The following is an 18,097-nucleotide window of genomic DNA, read 5'->3' as shown; positions in this document are numbered from 1 at the left end:
AGGCGCCCACCGGGTTAGTTTTAGCCCCTGCTTCCGTTTGTAATTAACCCGGGGCAGGATGGTGAACATGACGGAGTACGAGGAAGACTTCACGGGCGAGACCCGGGTCACCGTCACGATGACGCCCCGGCACGGCACGCGTTATCGCGTCGTACGCAACGGACCAGGATTCGCGCCGGTTTATGACCGCGTCGAGGACGCGGCACGCTGCCTCGAGAAGTGGGTGGGCTTTCACGGTCCGGACGCCGGAGTGCGGATCGAGCCGATCACTACCAGTGTGTGAACACCAAGCCTGACTGAACGCCAGAGGCCTGAGCCCCCCCGGGGGCTCAGGCCTCTGTGCTTGTTACTTGTTGCTTGTCCTGAGGTCAGAGCTTCTCCGGCCCGCTGTCCTTGCCGCCGGTGTCCCTGCGGCGCAGGTAGCGCTCGAACTCGCGCGCTATGGCGTCACCGGACGCCTCCGGGAGCTCCGCGGTGTCCTTCGCCTCCTCCAGCTGGGCCACGTACTCGGAGATCTCCGAGTCCTCGGACGCCAGCTCGTCCACGCCGTGCTGCCAGGCGGCAGCGTCGTCGGGCAGCTCGCCCATCGGCACCGGCTCGCCGAGGATCTCCTCCACGCGCGTGAGGATCGCGAGGGTCGCCTTGGGCGACGGTGGGTTGGCCACGTAGTGCGGCACGGCTGCCCACAGGCTGACCGACTGCAGGCCCAGCTCGGCGGCCTCGTGCTGCAGCACCCCCACGATCCCGGTGGGGCCCTGGTAGGTGTTGGCCTCGATGTCGAGCACGGACTGCAGGCCCACGCTGTCGGAGGTCGCGGTCATCGGGATGGGCCGCGTGTGGGGCACGTCGGCCAGGAGCGCGCCGAGCGTGATGACCGTCCGCACCCCCAGGTCGTCGGCCACCTGCAGCAGCTCCTCGCAGTACTTACGCCATCGCATCGACGGCTCGACGCCGTGCACCAGCACCACCTTGCGCTCGCCTACCTGGGCCACGGAGATGGACGTCGTGGGCCAGGTGATGGAGCGTTTGCCGTCCTCGTCCAGCGAGATGTAGGGCCGGTTGACCTGGAAGTCGTGGAACTCCTCGGGGTCGAGCTCGGTCACCTTCTCGGCGCCCCACACCTCGGCGAGGTGCGTCAGTGCCGTCGTGGCAGCGCTCCCCGCGTCGTTCCAACCTTCGAAGGCAGCGAGGAGCACGGTCTGGCGAGGCGAGGCCTGCTCCGGCTGCTCGTGATGCGCGTCGGTCATCCCCCCACCCTAGGGCGTGGTGCGCTCGGAGAGGCCTGGGGCACGGGCGCGTTCGCGGACGGGCGAATCGAGGGCCTGCCGACGACGGTCCGGGGGCGGTGCAGCGCTGTCAGGAAACCGGCACGCCCGCGCGCAGCGCGCCGCGGACCTGCACCTCGACGCCTCGCCAGGTACCGGTCCACAGCGTGTACCCAGGGTCCAGCATGCGCTGGTCGATCGCGTGGTCGAGGCCCAGCGAGCGGGCGATGCTCTCGCCGTCGTCCAGGTGCCAGGGCTGCAGCGTCACCCGGTCGGGTGTGACCGTGAGGACCTCGATCCAGTCCGCCCGGACGTGCCGCAGCAGATCGATGACATCGCCGAGGCGTTCGGTGACCGACTGCGACGCAATTGGGTTCACGGGACTCTCCGGTACACGGGGCGGACAGGGACGACTGCTTGGGTGTCGCTGGGTGTTCTGGATACCACTGGGTGTTCGATACCACTGTGCGCCGGGGGCATGGGACGTGCCATCGGCAGCGGCCGGGACGTTTCGGTGGTAGATACGTCCCTAGGGGGTATCACGTGAGGAATCAACGACTGGTCGCAGCGATGAGCCAGGCCGGCCTGAGCCAGGTCCGGCTCGCGGCCGCCGTCGGCGTGGATCCGAAGACCGTGGAGCGGTGGGTAGCCCAGGGCCGCACCCCGCACCCACGCCATCGTGTCGCCGTCTCCGACGCCCTGGGCTGCGACGTCGCGGCGCTGTGGGGGGACGTCGACCGGGCCGAGGCCGCCGCCCAGGAGATCGTCGGTGTGTATCCCGCACGGCGTGCGGTGCCGGCCGGGACCTGGCGCGCCTTCGTCGCGGGTGTGGAGCAGCGGTTCGAGCTGCACGCGTTCGCGGCGACCTTCCTGCCCGACCAGACGCTGGACCTGACCACCGAGATCGTGTCCATGGCCGCGCGCGGCGTCCGGGTGCGGCTGCTGCTGGGCGACCCGGACAGCGACGCCGTGTCCGTACGCACCACGGAGGAGGGCGGGACGGGCCTGGCCGGCCGGATCGCGCTCGTGCTGGGCTACCTCGCGCCCGCCCTCGGCACCCCGGGCGTCGAGGTCCGGCTGCACAGCAGCACCCTGTACGCCACGACCTTCCGGTTCGACGACGACCTGCTGGTCAACACCCACGTGTGGGGCTCGCCCGCGGGGGCCAACCCGCTGCTGCACCTCAAGGACGGCCCGGAGGCGTCGATGGCACCCGCCTACCAGGCGGGGTTCGAGCGGGTGTGGTCCGCCGCGAAGCCGTTGGAGGCATGGCCTCGGACGGAGGACTCGGGCAGGGTCGCGTGATGGTCCGGTCCGACTACTTCGACGACCCGGCCGCGCCGGCCGTGAACTCCGTGGTCCCCTCGGTCACGGTGGCAGTCCAGGACGACGTCGGACGCCTGCTGATGATCCATCGCACCGACAACAACCTCTGGGCGCTCCCTGGCGGCGGTATCGACCCTGGCGAGACCGTCCGCGAGGCGGGGGTCCGGGAGACCGAGGAGGAGACCGGATACCGCGTGCGGATCACGGGCCTGGTCGGGATCTACACCGATCCCCGGCACGTGATCGTGTACTCGGACGGCGAGGTCCGGTCGCAGTTCTCGATCTGCATGCGCGGCACCGTCACGGCCGGGTACGCGCGGACGTCGGAGGAGTCGAGCGAGGTCGTGTGGCAGCAGGTCGACCGGCTCGACGAGCTGGACATCCACCCCTCGATGCGGCTGCGGATCGCGCACGCGGTGGACGGGACCAGGACGCAGCCGTTCCTTACCTGACCTGCCGGGGCGACCGGGCCTACCGGAGCTGCTGCTCGACCGCGTACACGATCCGCCGCACCCGGGCCTCCGCGCGCCGCATGCTGCGGGAGACCACGTGGCCGGGCGGGTAGCGGTCGTAGATGCGGTCGAACCGCTGGTCCACGGTGACTACCTCGCCCTGGGCGGAGGTGGTCAGGTCGCAGTAGGTGAGCAGGTCCAGCAGATCGCCCGACGGCGCGGGGAACTCCTGCCGCAGCGTCGTGTCGAGGCCCCGTGCTGCCGCCTCGACGGTCGCCGCGGTGTGGTGTGCGACGAGGCTGCTGAGCTGGTCCGGGGCGCCGAGCGAGCGGAGGTACCGGGCGCCGTCGAGCTGGTGCAGGCCGGTGTCGCAGGCGGGCGCGGCGTAGCCGACGTCGTGCAGGTATGCCGCGGAGACGAGCAGCTCCGGCCGGCCCAGCACGCGGGCGACGTGTTCCGCGCGCCGTCCGACGCCGATCGAGTGGGCGAGCCGGTCGGCACCGGGTTCGAAGAGCTCGGTCAGCAGTGCCTGTGCTCCCGCGGGGTCCAGCTCCCGCGGGGTGGTTCGGTGCATCGCTTCACCGTAGAGCGCCGGGTCGTGCGCGGCGCGACGGGGAGCGGAAAAGATGGTCCGGACAGCTGTGCTGGTGTGCGGCCGTGTCTGCATCCGTGGGCCTCCTCGTCAGAGCTCCGGGCGTCCGTTGACTACCCAGTCGTGGACCATCGCTGTCGCGCGGTGGTGGCCGGCAAGCGCGGTCTCGCGTGTCGCGTGCAGCTCCGCGTACTGCTCGGTGCAGTCGAGGAGCTCGTCCTCGGAGAGCACGCCGTCCGGGTCGAGGCGCTCGACGAAGACCATGGTTTCGTAGATCAGCGGGGTGTGGCCGTGCTCGTCCTCGATGGAGGCCGCGTTGTCGATCCCGGTCCACACCGTCGACACGTGGTAGAACCCGATCTGGTCGCGCGCGACGTGGCCCCCGCCGGCCCCCAGCCGCAGCACGGACCACTGGTCCTGCGTGATCCGGTTGCCGTCGAGGTCGTAGTACGTCCGCTGCGAGAGCCGCTCGAAGAAATCGGGTCCGAACACGGTCTGTCCTCCTTGTCGGTGCTGCCGGAGTCGTCCGCGGTGACCGCCGACCGAGAGCCAGCATCACCCAGGACGTCGCGGTGCGCGCGGCGGAGGTGTGGGTTGCGCCGCAGGTCGGAGATCTTTGCCGAGTCGGGCCCGTGCCACCGAATGCTGCCCGGAAAGTACAGGTATGGGCGTTTGCTCCGCCACGGATCACACCGTTCACGGTGCTGAGCACCCCTGGTTCGGGTGACGATGAACTAATGCTCAACCTGCGAAATCACCGGGTCCTGCTGTCTGTCGCCGGGGCGCTCGTCGTCGCCGGCGCCGGCAGCGGCATCGCCTGGTCCGAGGCCGAGCGCACGCGCGAACCCGCTGACGTGCTGCTCGACGCCGTGGAGCACAGCGAGTCGTCGATGCGTGGCTACATCGACGAGGTCAGCGACCGGCTCGACGAGATCGAGGCCACCGCCGACGGCGAGCAGCAGGAGGAGCTCGCCACCGCGCTCATGACAGACGTGCCCGGCCTCGCCGAACAGGCACGGTCGGCAACCCTGGACGCCAAGGACGACGCAAAGGCCGTGCCGCTCAAGGACGGTGGCAAGCTCGACGCGGCCCGCGACGCCTACGTTGCGCACATCGACGCGTGGGTCGCGGAGTACGACCAGACGATCGTCGCCCCCGCGGGTGTCGTCGAGATCGACCCGCGGGTGAACAACACGTTCGACGAGGCGGTCGCCGCGTTCGACGAGGCCGTGCTGGACGCGGACCGGGAGCGCCGCATGGAGCAGCTACTCGCGGACTGACGGTTCTTGCGGACTGACGGTTCTCGCGGGCTGTCCGGTTCCGGTCGGTCGTGCGGCCGTTTACCGGCCGTACGACCTGGGCACTTAGCATGTGCCGGTGCCCCAAGACTCATCAGGTGTCCTGCCCGCCGCCGTCCTGTTCGACATGGACGGCACCCTCGTCGACACCGAGCCGTACTGGATGCGTGCCGAGCACGAGATAGTCGCGGAGCACGGGGCGTCGTGGACGCACGAGGACGCGCTCGGCGCGGTCGGCCAGGCGCTCATCACCACCGGCCGCATGCTGCACGACGCCGGCGTCCCGCTCGAACCCACCGAGATCGTGACCCTGCTCGTCGACCGGGTCAACGAGCAGCTGCGCGAGGCCGTGCCGTGGCGCTCCGGCGTGCTCGAGCTGCTCGCGGACCTGCGCGCGGCGCAGGTCCCGTGCGCGATCGTCACGATGTCCTACCGCAGCCAGGCCCAGGTCGTGGCCGACGGCGCCCCCGCAGGCACCTTCAGGTACCTCGTCACCGGCGACGAGGTGACGCACGGCAAGCCGCACCCGGAGCCGTACCTCGTGGCCGCCGGCCTGCTCGGCGTGCGCGCCGAGGACTGCGTGGCGATAGAGGACTCCGGTCCCGGCATCACGTCCGCGCTCGCGTCGGGCGCCCGCACCTTGGGCGTACCCAACGAGGTGCCCGTCCCGCCGCGCCCGGGCCTCAGCCGGGCGGCCTCGCTCAAGCAGGTCGACCTCGAGGTGCTGGGCCGGATCGTGTCGGGTGAGGTCGTGGATCTGCTCGGCTGAGCCGCGCTCACAGCCACGTTCGGGTCAGACAGTGATGCCCAGCCGGAGTTCGACCGCACCCTCCGGGATCTCGGGTGGTGTGCCGCCGAACTCCGGGCACACGTCCTGGTGCGCGCACCAGCCGCACAGCTTGGAGCGGCGCGGCTTCCACTCGCCGCTCCGGGCGGCATCCTCGATGGCCGACCAGATGGTGCGGACCTTCTGCTCCGTCTGCTCCAGCTGGCCGGTAGTGGGCTCACCGCGCAGAACCTGACCGTCGCCCAGGTACACCAGCTGCAGCATCTTGGGCAGCACCCCGCGCTCCCGCCACAGCACCAGGGCGTAGAACCGCATCTGGAACACGGCGGAACCCTCGTAGCCCGGACGGGGCGACTTGCCCGTCTTGTAGTCGACCACCCGGACGGCGCCGTCGGGCGCTACATCCAGCCGGTCCACGATGCCGCGCAGCAGCGGTCCGCCGTCGAGCTGCGACTCCACCAGCAGCTCTCGCTCGGCGGGCTCCAGCCGGTTCGGGTCCTCCAGCGTGAAGTACGTGCCCAGCAGCGCGCCGGCTCCGCGAGCCAGCCCGCGCGGTCCTGCCCGTCCGGGCCGACCCCGTCGGTGAACAAGGACGTGTACCGCTCGTCCGCCTCCAGCAGCCGGTCCCACTCCCCGGGCAGCAGGTCGTGGGCGGCGGCCAGGGTCCGCTCGCCCAGCGGCGCGTCGTACAGCCGCTCCAGCACCGAGTGCACCAGGGTGCCGCGGGCCGCCGCGGCCGACGGCGGCTCGGGCAGCCGGTCCACCGTGCGGAACCGGAACAGCAGGGGGCACTGCATGAAGTCGTTCGCCCGCGACGGCGACAGGGCGGGCGGCCGGGAGGGCGCACGCACGGCGGACGTGGTGTCTGCGGTCTTCGCCGCCACGTCCTGCGCCGGGCTCTGCACCAGCCCTTCGGACAGCTCCGTCGTCGTCATGCCCCCAACCCTAGGGGCGGGCACTGACATCCTCCGGGACTTGTCCACAGTGTGCCGCCACACCGCACCGATCTGCCGGATAGGTTGGTCCGGTGACCACCTCGGAGTCCGCCTCCACACCAGCACCGCCCGCCCCACCGCGCTCGAAGGGGTTCGTCGTCGGCCGCGTCGCCGGCGCGCCAGTCATCATCACGCCGTCCTGGTTCCTCGCGGCCCTGGTTCTGACGGTCCTGTTCGTGCCGAACGTCCAGGCCCGTGCACCGCAGCTCGGCGCCAGCGCCTACCTCGTCGCGTTCGTGTTCGTGCTGCTCCTGTTCGGTTCGGTGTTCCTGCACGAGGCCGCGCACGCCCTGGTAGCCCGGGCGCGCGGTCAGCACGTGACCGAGCTCGCCGTCACGCTCTGGGGCGGGCACACCGCATACACGGGCGGCCTGGGGCGGCCCCTGGACGGGTTCCTGGTCGCCGTCGTCGGGCCGCTGACGAACCTGGCGCTCGCGGCCGGATTCTGGTTCGCGTACATCTCCGCGCCGGTGCAGGACGTGCCGACGCTCCTGCTCTACGCGGCTGCCGTCTCCAACGCGTTCGTCGGCGCGTTCAACCTGCTCCCCGGCCTGCCGCTCGACGGCGGCCAGATCCTCGAGTCCCTAGTCTGGGCGGTCACCGGCAAGCGCACGACCGGCACTGTCGTGGCCGGCTGGGTCGGCCGGGTCGTCGCGGTCGGCGTGCTGCTCTGGGCTCTGGTGCTCCCGTTCCTGCAGGGCACGACGCCGAGCCTGACGACCGTCCTGTGGTCGGCGCTGATCGGCGCGTTCCTCTGGGCCGGGGCGGGCGCGGCGATCAACAACGGCCATCGCCGTGCCGCGATCGACCTGCTGTCCGCGGGCGCCCTCGCGGTCCCCGTGATCTCCGTGCCGCTCGGCTCGACCGTCGCCGACGCGCTGGGCGCGCGGGCGGCGGCGGTCGCGGGGGGAGCGGCACCGGCGTCGTCGTACCGCCTGGTCGTGGTGGGGCCTGACCAGGTGCCGATCGCCGTGCTCGACGACGACGCGGTCGACGCGGTGCCCGCCTCGGCACAGCCGCTCACTCAGGTCGACGCCGTCGCCGTGCCGTTCACCCCGGGGTCCGCTGTCGACCCGGGCCTGTCCGGCACTGAGCTGCTGAACCGCCTGGCCCAGACGTCGCGCGGCGCCCGCCTGGTGCCTGTGGTCGACGGGGGACAGGTGACCGGGGTGCTCGACCTCGCCGACGTCGCGCGGGCGATCCGCCGCACCTGACGCGGCGCCTGACCTGCCGCGACCTCCCCGCGTGACCCGCCGCACCCGACCGTGGAGCCTTGCCGGCGCACGCGGGCAACCGGGCCAGCAACTAGGATGATCGGTCGTGACCACACCCACCGAAACCCCTACCGCCACGGGCGCCGAGCTGCGCCGCGGCCCGTTCCGCGTGGGCGACAAGGTCCAGCTGACCGACCCCAAGGGCCGCCTGCACACCATCACGCTGCAGCCCGGCGGGACGTTCCACACGCACAAGGGCTACTTCAAGCACGAGGAGATCGTCGGGCAGCCCGAGGGCTCCGTGGTGACCAACACCGCCGGGATCGAGTACCTCGTCCTGCGCCCGCTGCTCGCCGACTACGTGTTGTCGATGCCGCGCGGCGCCGCTGTCGTGTACCCGAAGGACGCCGCCCAGATCGTCGCGATGGCCGACATCTATCCGGGCGCCCGGGTGGTCGAGGCCGGTGTCGGCTCCGGCGCGCTGACCATGTCCCTGCTGCGGGCCGTCGGTGATGCCGGCCACGTGCACTCGATCGAGCGGCGCGAGGACTTCGCCGCGATCGCGCAGGGCAACGTGGAGACTTTCTTTGGCGGGCCGCACCCGGCGTGGGAGCTGTCGGTCGGTGACCTGGCCGACGTGCTGCCCGAGATCGCCGGTCCGGGCACCGTCGACCGGGTGGTCCTGGACATGCTCGCGCCGTGGGAGAACGTCGACGTCGTCGCCTCGGCGCTCGCGCCCGGCGGGGTTCTGGTCTGCTACGTGGCCACAACAACCCAACTTTCGCGCACAGCGGAAGATCTGCGTGCGGACGGCCGGTTCGCCGAGCCCGCCGCCTTCGAGACGATGATCCGTGGGTGGCACCTCGAGGGTCTGGCGGTGCGTCCCGAGCACCGGATGATCGGGCACACGGGCTTCCTCATCACCGCCCGCCGGCTGGCCGACGGCGTTACTCCACCCATGCGGAAACGGCGTCCTGCCAAGGGTGCGTACCCCGTGACGCCCGAGTCGGAGTGGACGCCGGAGGAGCTCGGGGAGCGTGCAGTGTCCGACAAGAAGGTCCGCAAGGTGCGACGTGACCTGGGCGTTGCGCCCGAGGACACGAACACCCCGCCTGCGTGAACGGGCTGTAACGATCGAGTACCCCGGACGTCTCAAACGGGTGTTCTTACTCCCGGTGTGTCAGTGACTGTGCTTAGAGTGCTGTTCTCGGAGGCGTTTGCGTCATATGGTCGCCTCCCGGGCCCTACGAGAGGGGATGTCATGACCGAGAACACGTCAGGATACAACCATCCCGAGCACGAGCCTTTGCCGAACCGCGACTACGAGCGCCAGATTGCCCTCCTCTCTGCAAAGAACGAACGCCTCGCGGAGGCACTCCGCGCGGCGCGCGACCAGATAGTCGAGCTGAAGAAACAGCTCGACGATCTGGCCAAGCCGCCGGGTACGTACGCCGTCTTCCTGGGGGCGCACTCGGACGGTTCGGTGGACATCTCGTCCGCGGGCCGCAAGATGCACGTGTCTGCGAGCCCCACCCTTGACGTCACCCGGCTGAGCCCTGGCCAGGAGGTCAAGCTCAACGAGGCCATGACGGTCGTCGGTGCGGGCGAGTACGAGACCACCGGCGAGCTGGTGACCGTCAAGGAGATGCTCGGCGGGGACCGCGTGCTCGTGGTCGGCCGTGCGGACGAGGAGCGCGTGGTGCGCCTCGCCGGCTCCGTGATGGACGTGCCCCTGAGGGTGGGCGACTCGCTCACGGTCGACACGCGCAGCGGTTTTGTGTTCGAGGTAGTGCCCAAGTCCGAGGTCGAGGAGCTGGTCCTCGAAGAGGTCCCGGACATCGAGTACGAGGACATCGGTGGTCTCGGGCCGCAGATCGAGGCGATCCGGGACGCGGTCGAGCTGCCGTTCGCCCACCCCGACCTGTTCCGCGAGCACGGGCTGCGCCCGCCCAAGGGTGTGCTCCTCTATGGTCCTCCCGGTTGCGGCAAGACGCTCATCGCCAAGGCGGTGGCGCACTCCCTGGCAGGGATGGTGGCCCGTGCCAACGGGGGAGACCCCAACGCGAAGAGCTTCTTCCTCAACGTCAAGGGTCCGGAGCTGCTCAACAAGTACGTCGGTGAGACCGAGCGGCACATCCGCCTGATCTTCGCGCGCGCCCGGGAGAAGGCCAGCCAGGGCATGCCCGTCGTCGTCTTCTTCGACGAGATGGAGTCGCTGTTCCGCACCCGCGGGACCGGCCTGTCGTCGGACGTGGAGACCACCATCGTGCCGCAGCTCCTCGCCGAGATCGACGGCGTCGAGCGGCTCGACAACGTCATAGTGATCGGCGCCTCGAACCGTGAGGACATGATCGACCCGGCCATCCTGCGCCCGGGACGCCTCGACGTGAAGATCAAGATCGAGCGGCCCGACGCGGAGGGTGCCAAGGAGATCTTCGGCAAGTACCTGACCAAGGACCTGCCGATCCACGCGGACGACCTGGCGGAGTACGGCAACAACATGCCCGAGGCCCTCGACGGCATGATCACGTCGGTCGTGGAGCGCATGTACTCCGAGGACGAGGAGAACCAGTTCCTCGAGGTCACGTACGCGTCCGGCGACAAGGAGACCCTGTTCTTCAAGGACTTCAACTCGGGCGCCATGGTCCAGAACGTGGTGGACCGGGCCAAGAAGAACGCGATCAAGGACTTCCTGGCCTCGGGGCAGAAGGGCATCCGTGTGGAGCACCTGCTGACCGCGTGCGTCGACGAGTTCAAGGAGAACGAGGACCTCCCGAACACGACCAACCCCGACGACTGGGCGCGCATCAGCGGCAAGAAGGGCGAGCGCATCGTCTTCATCCGCACCATCGTCCAGAAGAAGGGCGAGGGCGCCACACCTCGCACGATCGACACCGTCCAGAACACCGGCCAGTACCTCTGATCGCACACCGGGCAGGTCCGTGCCAGACCGGCGCGGGCCTGCCCGACCAACGGGACTACTCCGACATAGGGTGGTGAACGTGAGCGCGCGTCGTGTGATGGGTATCGAGACCGAGTACGGAGTCCTGCAACCGGGTCGGCCACTGGCCAACCCCATGCTGCTGTCGAGCCAGGTGGTGACCACCTACCGGGCGATCTCCACGCGGACCGACGGCAAGGGTGGCAAGGCCCGGTGGGACTACGACGACGAGGACCCGCTGCAGGACGCCCGCGGGTTCCACCTCGACCGCGCCTCGGCACAGCCCTCGATGCTGACCGACGACCCGGCGCGACCCGCGCCGGCGGGGCCCGGTCACCGGGCAGGTGCCCGTCGTGGAGCCCGGCCTGCCCGGCCGGGGCCGGCGCCGATCGGGTTCGACCCAGGAGGTCGAGCGCCCGGTCGCGGAGGAGTACGACGACCCGAGCGCCGCGAACGTCATCCTGACGAACGGCGCCCGCCTGTACGTGGACCACGCCCACCCCGAGTACTCGTCGCCCGAGGTCATGACGCCCGAGGACCTCGTGCGCTGGGACGTCGCCGGCGAGCGGGTGATGCTCGCGGCCCTGCGTGAGCTGGCGGGCTTCCCCGGCAGCGAGGTGGTGCTCTACAAGAACAACGTGGACGGCAAGGGGGCCAGCTACGGCACCCACGAGAACTACCTCGTGGACCGGGCGCTGCCGTTCAGCACGCTCGCCGAGCTCATCACGCCGTTCCTCGTCACGCGGCAGGTGTTCACCGGCTCCGGCCGCGTAGGCCTGGGCGCGACGAGCGGCGCCGCCGGCTTCCAGATCTCGCAGCGCGCCGACTACATCGAGGCCGAGATCGGCCTGGAGACCACGCTGCGCCGCCCCATCGTGAACACCCGCGACGAGCCGCACGCCGACCGGCAGCGCTGGCGCCGCCTGCACCTGATCCTCGGCGACGCCAACCTGATGGAGGTGCCGACCTACCTCAAGGCGGGCACGACGTCGCTGGTGCTCTGGGTGCTGGAGCACCTGGACGAGCTGGCCGAGGCGGGGGTCGACGCCCGTGCCGAGCTCACCGCCCTGCGGCTGGCCGCACCGGTGAGCGACGTGCAGAAGGTCTCGCGGGATCTCGGCCTGACCGCGCGGCTCGACCTCGTGGACGGGCGGACGATGACGGCCCTGGAGCTCCAGGGCGAGGTGACCGACGTCGTCCGGCGGTCCCTCAAGGTGCTCGGCACCGACCCGGAGTCGGACGCGGTGCTCGACCGCTGGGCGTCCGTCGTCGAACGGCTGGGTACCGATCCGGCGAGCTGCGCGCGCGAGGTGGAGTGGGTCGCCAAGCTGCGCCTGCTGGACCGCCTGCGCACGCGCGACAACCTGGAGTGGGACCACCCGCGCCTGCACGCCATGGACCTGCAGTGGTCCGACGTGCGCCCCGAGCGAGGCATCTACCACCGGCTGCTGGCCAAGGGGGCGGTGGACCGCATCGTCGACGAGGCGAGCGTCGCGCGGGCGGTGCAGCACCCGCCGGCGGATACGCGTGCCTACTTCCGGGGCGAGGTGATGGCCCGCTACGGGAGCCAGATCTCGGCGGCCAGCTGGGACTCCGTGATCTTCGACGTCGACGGGTCCCAGGCCCTGCAGCGGGTACCGATGCTCGACCCGACCCGCGGCACTCGACGCCACATCGGCGCGTTGCTCGACGCGAGCCCCGACGCCGCGGCCCTGCTCGCAGGACTCTCCGGAAGAAGGTGACGGTCGATGTCAGTGTCACCGTCTAGGGTCGGCAACTAGGGCCAGCATCTAGGTCAATCTAGGGTCGGGGCCTAGGCTTCGAGGCCAGTAACACGTCAGTGAATCACCAGGAGGCGATCATGGCCGGTCAGGAACAAATCAACCCGTCACACGAGGACCGCACTCCCGACGACGACGCCGAGACCCCGGCGCCCGCCGCCGCGGCAGCGCAGAAGGACGACGACGAGGTCGACGCCCTGCTCGAGGAGATCGACGAGGTGCTGGAGACCAACGCCGAGTCCTTCGTTCGTGGATTCGTCCAGAAGGGTGGGCAGTGACCTGAGCGCAGACCGCACCACAGGACGACTCCCGGACGCCTTCCTGCGCCCGGGATCGTCGTCCTTCGTGGATTTCCTGGCCGAGCATGCCCCCGACCGGCTGCCCGGGAACCGGATCATGCCCGTCGGAGTGACCGACCCGGCGACCCTGTCCCCGCATGCCACCACCATCGTGGCGCTGACCTTCGACGGCGGCGTCCTGCTCGCGGGCGACCGGCGAGCCACCGCCGGGCCCATGATCGCCAGCCGCAGCATCGAGAAGGTGTTCCCGGCGGACGAGTACTCGGCCGTCGGCATCGCCGGCTCCGCGGGTATCGGGCTGGAGCTGGTGCGGCTCTTCCAGCTCGAGCTGGAGCACTACGAGAAGATCGAGGGCTCGCTGCTCTCGCTCACCGGTAAGGCGAACCGGCTGGCCACGATGCTGCGCGGCAACCTGCCGATGGCGATGCAGGGGCTGGCGGTGGTGCCGCTGTTCGCCGGTTACGACCTGGACAAGGACACCGGCCGCATCTTCAGCTATGACGTCACCGGCGGTCGGTACGAGGAGCACGAGCACCACGGCGTGGGCTCGGGCTCGATCTTCGCGCGGGGCGCGCTGAAGAAGCTCTGGCGCCGCGGGATGGATGCGGAGGCCGCGGTCCACGTGGCGGTCGAGGCGTTGTACGACGCCGCGGACGACGACTCGGCGACCGGCGGTCCGGACACCGTGCGCGGCATCTTCCCGGTGGTCGCCACCGTGTCCGTGGACGGGTACCAGCGGATCGAGGACGCAGAGGTCGCCCGCGTTGCGGAGCAGATCGTGGCGGAGCGCCGAGAGAGGGGGCACCTCGCATGAACATGCCGTTCTACGTCTCGCCCGAGCAGCTGATGAAGGACCGGGCGGACTTCGCCCGTAAGGGCATCGCCCGTGGCCGGTCCGTGGTGGTGCTTGCCTACGACGGCGGCATCGCGTTCGCCACGGAGAACCCGTCCCGTGCCCTGCACAAGATCTCGGAGATCTACGACCGCATCGCCTTCGCGGCCGTGGGCAAGTACAACGAGTTCGAGAACCTGCGGGTCGCCGGTGTGCGGTACGCCGACATGCGTGGCTACTCCTACGACCGGTCGGACGTGACGGCGCGCGGCCTGGCGAACGCGTACGCGCAGACGCTCGGCAGCGTGTTCATCACGGAGTCCAAGCCGCTGGAGGTCGAGGTCGTCGTCGCCGAGGTGGGCGCCGACTCGGCCGACGACCAGATCTACCGGCTCACCTACGACGGCACGGTGGCGGACGAGCACAGCTTTGTCGTCATGGGCGGCCAGGCCGAGCAGCTCGGCCGACGGGTCAAGGAGGGCTGGCGGGAGAACCTGACGCTGGGGGAGGCGCTGCGGCTCGCCGTGGCGGCGCTTGGCTCGGGCGAGGGTTCGGCGTCGCGCACCATCGAGGCGGCCCAGCTTGAGGTTGCAGTGCTGGAGCGGGACCGGCCTCGGCGGTCGTTCCGGCGGCTGACCCGGCAGGTGCTGGCCGACCTGCTGGCCGAGGGTACGGCGGCGTCGGGTGACGCGGCTCCCGCGGACAGCCTCCCGCCGGCCGACGACCTGCCGGAGGGGCCGGTCACACCGGGCCTGTCAACCGCGGACACGGTCCCGCCGGACACGACCGACGAGGCTGCATCGACCGAGGAGGCTGCATCGACCGAGGAGGCCGAATCCACCGAGGAGGCGGAACCGACCGACGCGGCCGAACCCACCGACGAATCCCCGACCGAGGACAAGCCCGACGAGGGGCCGGACGCGTCCGGCACCACGCCTGGCACCGACCACTAGCAGCAGGTTTCCGCGAACAGGGAGGGGAAGTCCATGGACCGCAGGATCTTCGGTCTCGAGACCGAGTACGGCGTGACGTGTGCGGCCGACGACGGGCGTGGCCTGTCGGCTGACGAGGTTGCCCGCTACCTGTTCCGGAAGGTGGTGGCCTGGGGCCGTTCCTCGAACGTGTTCCTGAGGAACGGCTCCCGCCTCTACCTGGATGTCGGCTCGCACCCCGAGTACGCGACCGCCGAGTGCGACGACGTGCGCCAGCTCGTCTCGTACGACCGGGGCGGAGAGCGCATCCTGGAGGGCCTCGTGGCGGACGCGCAGCAGCGTCTGGAGCACGAGGACCTGCCGGGCAAGATCCACCTGTTCAAGAACAACACCGACTCGGCGGGCAACTCCTACGGGTGCCACGAGAACTACCTCGTGCGGCGGTCGGGCGACTTCTCCCGGCTGTCCGACGTGCTGGTGCCGTTCCTGATCACGCGCCAGATCCTGGTCGGGGCGGGCAAGGTGCTCTCGACGCCGCGTGGCGCCGTCTTCTGCCTCTCGCAGCGTGCCGACCACATCTGGGAGGCGGTCTCCAGTGCCACCACGCGGTCGCGCCCGATCATCAACACCCGCGACGAGCCGCACGCGGACGCCGAGCTGTACCGCCGGCTGCACGTCATCGTGGGTGACTCGTCGATGGCGGAGCCCACCACGATGCTCAAGGTGGGCAGCACCGACCTGGTGCTCCGCCTCGTCGAGGCGGGCGTCCCGATGCGGGACCTCACGCTGGAGAACCCGATCCGCGCGATCCGGGAGATCAGCCACGACCGCACGGGCAAGCACGCGGTGACGCTGGCCAACGGCCGGACCATGACGGCGATCGAGATCCAGTCGGAGTACTACGAGCGGGCCCGGGAGCTCGTGGAGGCAAACCTCGAGGTCACCCCGGTGGTCAAGCAGGTGCTCGACCTGTGGGAGCGCGGGCTGCGCGCGCTGGAGGCGGAGAACCTGTCGCTCATCGACCACGAGCTGGACTGGGCCATCAAGCTCAAGCTGATCCGGCGGTACCAGGAGAAGCACAGCATGGGGCTCGACGACCCGCGGATCGCCCGGCTCGACCTCGCCTACCACGACATCTCCCGGACCGAGGGCCTGTACAACCTGCTCGCGGCACGCGGCATGGTGGAGCGGGTCACCACCGACCTGGAGGTCTTCGAGTCGACGGCGCTGCCGCCGCAGACCACCCGGGCCAAGCTGCGTGGCGACTTCGTGCGGGCGGCCCAGGAGGCCCGGCGGGACTACACGGTGGACTGGGTGCACCTCAAGCTGAACGACCAGGCCCAGCGCACCGTGCTGTGCAAGGACCCGTTCAAGAGCGTCGACGACCGAGTGGAGCGCCTCATCGAGAGCATGTGACGGCGCGGCGGAGCCCCGGGACCGACCACAGGGTCGATCCCGGGGCACCGCTGTTCCGGGGCCCGTCGTTCCTGGGGCACCTTCGCGTCATGGGAGACTCTCTGGGTGAGTTCCTGGGTACGCGTCGCCGCCGGCGGCTTGGCAGCGGCGGCGGTGATGGTGACGGCTGCGTGCTCGCCGGCCTCGCTGCCGGTCGACATCGGCCCCGCACCGACGTCGTCGGCGTCGCAGGCACCGCTGCAGGTCACCGGCGAGGCGGGCGGACCGCCGATCCTCGAGTACGAGAAGCCGTTCACCGTGGTGCGAGCAGGCTCGCGCACGGTGTGGCCCGGCACGGGTGACGTGCTGGAGCGGGACGACCCGGTGCTGCTGAACCTCTACGCGCAGGACGGCCGGGACGGCACGGAGCTGCAGAACACGTTCCGGACCGCGCCCGCGGCGTACACGATGACCGAGAGCTCCCTGGGCAACCACCTCTTCGAGGCCCTTGAGGGCAGGCGCGTCGGTACCCGGCTCTCGCTCGTGGAGGAGCAGGACGGCGTACCCGTTCTGCTGGTGGTGGACGCGCTGCCCGCCCGTGCGGCGGGCACACAGGGGGAGCCGCCCGGGGCGGAGCTGCCGCAGGTCCAGCTGGACGACCTCGGTGCCCCGACGGTCCGGGTCCCGCGCGGCGTCGAACCGCCGTCGGACCTTGTGGTGCATCCCCTGATCCGGGGGACGGGGCCGCAGGTGCGGGCCGGCCAGATTCTCACCGTGGAGTTCACCGCCGTGCGCTGGAGCGACGGCGGGGTGGACGACACGACGTGGACTGAGGGCACACCGCCGCAGTCGGCGGAGATCGGGATCGGCAAGCTCGTCGCGGGCTGGGACGAGGGCCTGCCGGAACAGACCGTCGGTTCCCAGGTGATGCTGGTGGTGCCGCCGGAGGACGGTTTCGCCAACACCCGGAGCCGACTGGCCGGCGAGACGATGGTCTACGTGGTCGACATCCTCGACGCGCACCAGGCGGTCGCCGAGGAAGAAGGACAGCAGCAGGAAGAAGCACAGCAGGAAGAACCACAGCAGCAGAACGAGGAGGGCTGATGTCCGTCGCGATCCGCGTGATCCCATGCCTGGACGTCGATGCGGGCCGGGTGGTCAAGGGCGTCAACTTCGCCGACCTGCGCGACGCCGGGGACCCGGTCGAGCTCGCCGGCCGGTACGACGCCGAGGGCGCCGACGAGCTCACGTTCCTGGACGTGTCGGCCTCCTCCGGCGACCGCGAGACCATGGTGGACGTGGTGCGGCGCACCGCGGACCAGGTGTTCGTGCCGCTGACCGTGGGCGGCGGGGTGCGGTCGACCGACGACGTGGACCGCCTGCTGCGGGCGGGCGCCGACAAGGTGGGCGTGAACACCGCGGCGATCGCGCGGCCGGAGCTGATCTCCGAGATAGCGCAGCGGTTCGGCTCGCAGGTGCTGACCCTGAGCGTCGACGCGCGGAGGATCACAGGCGGCGGCACAGCCCCGTCGGGCTACGAGGTCACCACGCACGGCGGACGGCGCGGCACCGGGATCGACGCCGTCGAGTGGGCCGAGAAGGCAGCGGCCCTGGGGGCGGGGGAGATCCTGCTGAACTCGATGGACGCCGACGGCACGACCGCCGGGTTCGACCTCGAGATGATCCGCGCCGTGCGGGGGCGGGTGCACGTCCCGCTCGTCGCGTCGGGCGGAGCCGGCACGCCCCAGCACTTCGTCGAGGCCGCCGAGGCGGGGGCGGACGCCGTCCTCGCGGCGTCGGTGTTCCACTTCGGCGTGCTGACGGTGGGTCAGGTCAAGGACGCGATGCGCGCGGCGGGACTCGACGTCCGCTGACGAACGTGTCGGGCCGTCAGGTCACCCGGATGACCTGACGGCCTGAGACGCACGGCGTCTTGACCTCAACCAAAGTCGAGGTTCTAACGTGAAAAACGCCCAGGGCGAAAAACC

General features: G+C 70.5%; 19 protein-coding genes and 2 pseudogenes. 16 read left to right on the top strand and 5 right to left on the bottom strand.

The window, feature by feature from the left end:
• Nucleotides 1-67: 67 nt before the first annotated feature.
• On the top strand, nt 68-283 hold the full coding sequence (locus AB1046_RS06305; protein WP_369373465.1) for a hypothetical protein: 216 nt from the start codon (nt 68-70) through the stop codon (nt 281-283).
• Between the two features lie 85 nt (nt 284-368).
• Here the strand turns inward: AB1046_RS06305 and AB1046_RS06300 are convergent, their stop codons facing one another.
• Nucleotides 369-1,247 (bottom strand): PAC2 family protein, encoded by an 879-nt coding sequence (locus AB1046_RS06300; RefSeq protein ID WP_369373463.1) that lies wholly within the window; start codon nt 1,245-1,247, stop codon nt 369-371.
• 109 nt (nt 1,248-1,356) lie between these two features.
• Complete coding sequence (locus tag AB1046_RS06295; protein ID WP_369373461.1) at nt 1,357-1,644, bottom strand: hypothetical protein; 288 nt, start codon at nt 1,642-1,644, stop codon at nt 1,357-1,359.
• A gap of 164 nt (nt 1,645-1,808) precedes the next feature.
• On the opposite strand from AB1046_RS06295, the gene AB1046_RS06290 reads away from it, so the two are divergent.
• Both AB1046_RS06290 and AB1046_RS06285 read left to right on the top strand, forming a co-directional pair.
• Nucleotides 1,809-2,570, top strand: a complete 762-nt coding sequence (locus tag AB1046_RS06290) for an XRE family transcriptional regulator (RefSeq protein ID WP_369373458.1) — start codon at nt 1,809-1,811, stop codon at nt 2,568-2,570.
• Nucleotides 2,570-3,043 carry an NUDIX hydrolase gene (locus tag AB1046_RS06285; RefSeq protein ID WP_369373456.1) on the top strand — a complete coding sequence of 158 codons (474 nt, stop codon included), beginning with the start codon at nt 2,570-2,572 and terminating at the stop codon, nt 3,041-3,043. The genes AB1046_RS06290 and AB1046_RS06285 overlap by 1 nt, the downstream gene beginning before the upstream one ends.
• A gap of 19 nt (nt 3,044-3,062) precedes the next feature.
• Here the strand turns inward: AB1046_RS06285 and AB1046_RS06280 are convergent, their stop codons facing one another.
• Nucleotides 3,063-3,617 carry an HD domain-containing protein gene (locus AB1046_RS06280; RefSeq protein WP_369373454.1) on the bottom strand — a complete coding sequence of 185 codons (555 nt, stop codon included), beginning with the start codon at nt 3,615-3,617 and terminating at the stop codon, nt 3,063-3,065.
• Nucleotides 3,618-3,725: 108 nt separating this feature from the next.
• The gene (locus AB1046_RS06275; protein WP_369373452.1) at nt 3,726-4,127 is read right to left on the bottom strand and encodes a hypothetical protein; all 402 of its coding nucleotides are present in this window, start codon (nt 4,125-4,127) and stop codon (nt 3,726-3,728) included.
• A gap of 245 nt (nt 4,128-4,372) precedes the next feature.
• On the opposite strand from AB1046_RS06275, the gene AB1046_RS06270 reads away from it, so the two are divergent.
• Nucleotides 4,373-4,915, top strand: a complete 543-nt coding sequence (locus AB1046_RS06270) for a hypothetical protein (protein ID WP_369373450.1) — start codon at nt 4,373-4,375, stop codon at nt 4,913-4,915.
• A 97-nt stretch (nt 4,916-5,012) separates the two neighbouring features.
• On the top strand, nt 5,013-5,702 hold the full coding sequence (locus AB1046_RS06265) for an HAD family hydrolase (protein WP_369373448.1): 690 nt from the start codon (nt 5,013-5,015) through the stop codon (nt 5,700-5,702).
• A 24-nt stretch (nt 5,703-5,726) separates the two neighbouring features.
• Here the strand turns inward: AB1046_RS06265 and AB1046_RS06260 are convergent.
• Nucleotides 5,727-6,517: pseudogene (locus tag AB1046_RS06260) on the bottom strand (RecB family exonuclease).
• Between the two features lie 230 nt (nt 6,518-6,747).
• Here AB1046_RS06260 and AB1046_RS06255 point away from each other — a divergent pair.
• The 11 genes and pseudogenes from AB1046_RS06255 (at nt 6,748) to hisF (ending at nt 17,983) form a co-directional block, all read left to right on the top strand.
• Nucleotides 6,748-7,929, top strand: a complete 1,182-nt coding sequence (locus AB1046_RS06255) for a site-2 protease family protein (RefSeq protein WP_369373446.1) — start codon at nt 6,748-6,750, stop codon at nt 7,927-7,929.
• Between the two features lie 106 nt (nt 7,930-8,035).
• Nucleotides 8,036-9,049: a tRNA (adenine-N1)-methyltransferase gene (locus tag AB1046_RS06250; protein WP_369373444.1), complete on the top strand. Its 1,014-nt coding sequence runs from the start codon at nt 8,036-8,038 to the stop codon at nt 9,047-9,049.
• Nucleotides 9,050-9,190: 141 nt separating this feature from the next.
• Nucleotides 9,191-10,852, top strand: a complete 1,662-nt coding sequence (gene arc, locus AB1046_RS06245) for a proteasome ATPase (protein WP_369373442.1) — start codon at nt 9,191-9,193, stop codon at nt 10,850-10,852.
• A 97-nt stretch (nt 10,853-10,949) separates the two neighbouring features.
• Nucleotides 10,950-11,462 carry a proteasome accessory factor PafA2 family protein gene (locus tag AB1046_RS06240; protein ID WP_369375598.1) on the top strand — a complete coding sequence of 171 codons (513 nt, stop codon included), beginning with the start codon at nt 10,950-10,952 and terminating at the stop codon, nt 11,460-11,462.
• Entirely contained in the window at nt 11,356-12,612 is a 1,257-nt protein-coding gene (gene dop, locus AB1046_RS06235; protein ID WP_369373440.1) for a depupylase/deamidase Dop, read from the top strand. The genes AB1046_RS06240 and dop overlap by 107 nt, the downstream gene beginning before the upstream one ends.
• Nucleotides 12,613-12,731: 119 nt before the next feature.
• Nucleotides 12,732-12,929, top strand: a complete 198-nt coding sequence (locus tag AB1046_RS06230) for a ubiquitin-like protein Pup (protein WP_369373438.1) — start codon at nt 12,732-12,734, stop codon at nt 12,927-12,929.
• 1 nt (nt 12,930) lies between these two features.
• Complete coding sequence (gene prcB, locus AB1046_RS06225) at nt 12,931-13,764, top strand: proteasome subunit beta (RefSeq protein WP_369375596.1); 834 nt, start codon at nt 12,931-12,933, stop codon at nt 13,762-13,764.
• Nucleotides 13,761-14,450, top strand: a pseudogene (gene prcA, locus AB1046_RS06220) (proteasome subunit alpha); the annotation flags it as partial. The gene prcB and the pseudogene prcA, both read left to right, overlap by 4 nt.
• 318 nt (nt 14,451-14,768) lie before the next feature.
• Nucleotides 14,769-16,130, top strand: coding sequence for a Pup--protein ligase (gene pafA / locus AB1046_RS06215; protein ID WP_369373436.1), 1,362 nt, complete (start codon nt 14,769-14,771; stop codon nt 16,128-16,130).
• A 105-nt stretch (nt 16,131-16,235) separates the two neighbouring features.
• On the top strand, nt 16,236-17,213 hold the full coding sequence (locus AB1046_RS06210; protein WP_369373434.1) for an FKBP-type peptidyl-prolyl cis-trans isomerase: 978 nt from the start codon (nt 16,236-16,238) through the stop codon (nt 17,211-17,213).
• The gene (gene hisF / locus AB1046_RS06205) at nt 17,213-17,983 is read left to right on the top strand and encodes an imidazole glycerol phosphate synthase subunit HisF (protein ID WP_369373432.1); all 771 of its coding nucleotides are present in this window, start codon (nt 17,213-17,215) and stop codon (nt 17,981-17,983) included. Before AB1046_RS06210 ends, hisF begins: the two co-directional genes overlap by 1 nt.
• Nucleotides 17,984-18,097: the final 114 nt, after the last annotated feature.

This window comes from Promicromonospora sp. Populi (assembly GCF_041081105.1).
In the GTDB taxonomy this organism is placed as follows: domain Bacteria; phylum Actinomycetota; class Actinomycetes; order Actinomycetales; family Cellulomonadaceae; genus Promicromonospora.
Note: the sequence above shows the minus strand (reverse complement) of the source record. Positions and strands in the feature narration are given on the sequence as shown.

Coding starts and splice junctions, on each gene's coding strand:
- AB1046_RS06230 (WP_369373438.1), top strand. CDS start 12,732: ATGGCCGGTCAGGAACAAATCAACCCGTCACACGAGGACCGCACTCCC.
- arc (WP_369373442.1), top strand. CDS start 9,191: ATGACCGAGAACACGTCAGGATACAACCATCCCGAGCACGAGCCTTTG.
- hisF (WP_369373432.1), top strand. CDS start 17,213: ATGTCCGTCGCGATCCGCGTGATCCCATGCCTGGACGTCGATGCGGGC.
- AB1046_RS06270 (WP_369373450.1), top strand. CDS start 4,373: ATGCTCAACCTGCGAAATCACCGGGTCCTGCTGTCTGTCGCCGGGGCG.
- pafA (WP_369373436.1), top strand. CDS start 14,769: ATGGACCGCAGGATCTTCGGTCTCGAGACCGAGTACGGCGTGACGTGT.
- AB1046_RS06305 (WP_369373465.1), top strand. CDS start 68: ATGACGGAGTACGAGGAAGACTTCACGGGCGAGACCCGGGTCACCGTC.
- AB1046_RS06240 (WP_369375598.1), top strand. CDS start 10,950: ATGGGTATCGAGACCGAGTACGGAGTCCTGCAACCGGGTCGGCCACTG.
- AB1046_RS06285 (WP_369373456.1), top strand. CDS start 2,570: ATGGTCCGGTCCGACTACTTCGACGACCCGGCCGCGCCGGCCGTGAAC.
- AB1046_RS06280 (WP_369373454.1), bottom strand. CDS start 3,617: ATGCACCGAACCACCCCGCGGGAGCTGGACCCCGCGGGAGCACAGGCA.
- AB1046_RS06300 (WP_369373463.1), bottom strand. CDS start 1,247: ATGACCGACGCGCATCACGAGCAGCCGGAGCAGGCCTCGCCTCGCCAG.